Origin of the sequence: Mycobacterium sp. 1165178.9 (assembly GCF_001673555.1) — a bacterium.
GTDB lineage: Bacteria > Actinomycetota > Actinomycetes > Mycobacteriales > Mycobacteriaceae > Mycobacterium.
This window is the reverse complement of record NZ_LZMB01000115.1, coordinates 1-2,950: the sequence shown is the minus strand read 5'-3', so window position 1 is coordinate 2,950 and position 2,950 is coordinate 1. Positions and strand designations below refer to the sequence as shown.

Sequence of the window (2,950 nt, the reverse complement as noted above, 5' to 3'; positions counted from 1 at the left end):
AGATCGTCGATGCCTATGCGAAGTTTGAAGAGCCCGGCCTGACGATGAACCGGGCGTCGCGGCGGGCGGCGGGCTCGCGTGGTCGTCGATGATGGTGCGGTGAGTGGGTTGAGCATTGAGGTGTCCAACGAATCGGGTATCGACGTCTCTGAGGCCGAACTGATCAGCGTCGCGCGGTTCGTCATCGCCAAGATGGACGTCAATCCGGCCGCCGAGCTGTCGATGGTGCTGCTGGACACCGCCGCGATGGCCGACCTGCACATGCGCTGGATGGACCTGCCCGGCCCGACCGACGTGATGAGCTTTCCGATGGACGAGCTCGAGCCCGGTGGCCGCCCGGACGCCCCCGAGCCGGGCCCCTCGATGCTGGGCGACATCGTGCTGTGCCCGGAATTCGCGGCCGGCCAGGCCGCCTCGGCGGGCCACAGTCTGGGGCACGAGCTGGCGCTGCTGGCAATCCACGGCGTGCTTCATCTGATCGGCTACGACCACGCCGAGCCGGACGAGGAGAAGGAGATGTTCGCCCTGCAGGACCGGCTGCTCGAAGAATGGGTCGCCGATCAGGTCGAGGCCTACCATCAGAACCGCCAAGAGGAGCGGGACCGCCGATTGCTTGACAAGTCAAGGTATTTCGACAATTGAGGCCACTCAGGATTCTGGCGGCAGCCGCCATCGCGTTCGCACCGTTGCCGGCGTGGGTCATCACCGACACCGAGGCGCGGGCGGCCCCGTGCGCGGGTGAGGGATCGAACCCCGTCGCCTGCGAGCACTGCATGTTCTACGTGAACGCCTACCACACGGCCAACGTGTGCAACGAGGACCGCCACGGCGTTCAAGGGCCCCCGAGCAACGCTCCCTCGCCGGTTCCGCACGTTCCCGTTCCGGTGTACGAGCCGCCCCCGGTTCTCGCGCCGGCGGAGAGTCCGCTGGTACCGCCGCCGCCCAACTCCGGTCATAACCCCGTCCCTGTGGTGGAGATCAATCCGCCGGGCCCGGACACACCACGAAACGCCCCGGTGGTGGCCCCGCCGCGGGGGCTGGATGCGCCGTCGCTGGCGATCGCGGCGGCCAAGGCCGCACCGCTGACGCGCGTCGACCCCGCCAACCCGCCCAAGCCGCCCACCGAGGTTGATTTCAACCAGCAGGTGCAGAACGTCGTGAGTTCCCACCGGGACAACGTCGACATCCTCAAGGTTGACGATCAGAAGTTCATCCGGCCGCGCCACTGGGACTATCTCGACTACGACGACGCCTATCGGCGTCCGACGATCTACAACCCGCTCAGTCAGCCGGTTACGTTCCGCTACTTCTACAACGGCGCCTATCAGCAGGCGTACCTGCCGCGCGGAGCGCGGATGGTGCTCGACGCCGCCACCGTCGGCGTCGTCCCGTTCACCGCGGTCAGCGACAGCTACGTCGCGGCCGGCAGCTTCTACGGCGCGGGTTCCACACCGCCGCCCAACGAACCCAACGGCGCGACGGCACCGGACCGTAAGCCGGCGCCGCCGAAGCTCTACGAGAACGTCACGGTGTCCGTCCCCGCCAAAAGCGAGATCGTCGAAGTGGGCCACGTGGCATTGGTGGGTCACGACGGCAGCCAACCCGCGGGCGGCCAGGACACCTTCCTGCTCGACGACTCCACCCTGGCCTGGGGGCAGATCGACAACTCCAGCAGCGCACCCGCCCAGATCAGGGTGATCAAGACCCAGCCGACGCCGGGCGTCGGGCCGACCGACGACGGCAGCTTCTTGGTGTTGCTGGCCGTCCATCACCAGGAGCCCGGCCTGCCCCACCAATCCGGGTGGGCCCTGCCGCTGCGCTTCGGCGGGTTTGCGGTAGTGGTGGGCCTGATCGCCTGGCTGCTCAACCGCCGGAATCGGAGCGAGGAGCAGAGAGCTGAGGAGCAGAAGGCTGACACCTAGCGGTCGCCGTTCTCCGCACCGACAACCGCTAAGCCGCCGGCCAACGCCACAGGGGAGTCAGTGACCAAGTCAAGGTATCTCGACAATTGACGGGCTGGTCTGAGCTGCTCGGTGCCCTCGCGCTGATCGCGCTGGGTGGACTATTCGCGGCGATCGATGCGGCCATCAGCACGGTGTCGCTGGCCCGGGTCCAGGAGTTAATGCGCGACGAACGGCCCGGCGCCGTGGCGTTGTCCAAGGTGATGTCGGAACGGCCGCGCTACATCAACCTGGTGGTGCTGCTGCGGATCGCCTGCGAGATCACCGCGACCGTACTGCTGGTGGTGTTTCTCTACGACAACTTCGGGCTGAAATGGGGATTGTTCGGTGCTGCCGCCATCATGGTGGTGACCAGCTTCGTCGTTATGGGAGTGGGGCCGCGCACCCTCGGCCGCCAGAACGCCTACTCCATCGCGCTGACGACAGTGCTTCCGCTGCAAGCGATCTCGTGGCTGTTGATGCCGATCAGCCGGTTGCTGGTGTTGCTGGGTAATGCGGTGACTCCCGGCCGCGGCCTGCGGAATGGTCCGTTCGCCTCCGAGATCGAATTGCGCGAAGTCGTCGATCTGGCCCAGCAGCGCGGCGTGGTCGCGGCCGAAGAGCGCAGGATGATCCAGTCGGTCTTCGAACTCGGTGACACCCCGGCGCGCGAGGTGATGGTGCCGCGCACCGAGATGATCTGGATCGAGAGCGACAAATTCGCCAGCCAGGCCATCAACTTGGCGGTGCGCAGCGGGCATTCCCGCATCCCCGTGATCGGCGAGAACGTCGACGACATCGTCGGCGTCGTGTATTTGAAAGACCTTGTCCAGCAGACGGTCTTGTCTGGCGACGGCGGCCGGACCCCGCCGGTGTCGAAAGTGATGCGCCCGGCGGTCTTCGTGCCAGACTCCAAACCGCTGGACTCGTTGCTGCGGGAAATGCAGCGCGACCGCAACCACATGGCTCTTCTCGTCGACGAGTACGGCGCGATCGCCGGCCTGGTCAGC

Annotated in this window: 3 protein-coding genes; all 3 read left to right on the top strand. The window is 66.6% G+C overall.

Annotation, left to right across the window (positions count from 1 at the left end):
- Positions 1–108 precede the first annotated feature (108 nt).
- Positions 109–642, top strand: coding sequence for an rRNA maturation RNase YbeY (gene ybeY / locus A5652_RS05765; RefSeq protein ID WP_067347598.1), 534 nt, complete (start codon positions 109–111; stop codon positions 640–642).
- Positions 639–1,922 carry a hypothetical protein gene (locus A5652_RS05760; RefSeq protein WP_067347595.1) on the top strand — a complete coding sequence of 428 codons (1,284 nt, stop codon included), beginning with the start codon at positions 639–641 and terminating at the stop codon, positions 1,920–1,922. Before ybeY ends, A5652_RS05760 begins: the two co-directional genes overlap by 4 nt.
- Positions 1,923–2,008: 86 nt before the next feature.
- Positions 2,009–2,950: hemolysin family protein (locus A5652_RS05755; protein ID WP_067347591.1), on the top strand; the 942-nt coding region annotated here is incomplete at its 3' end.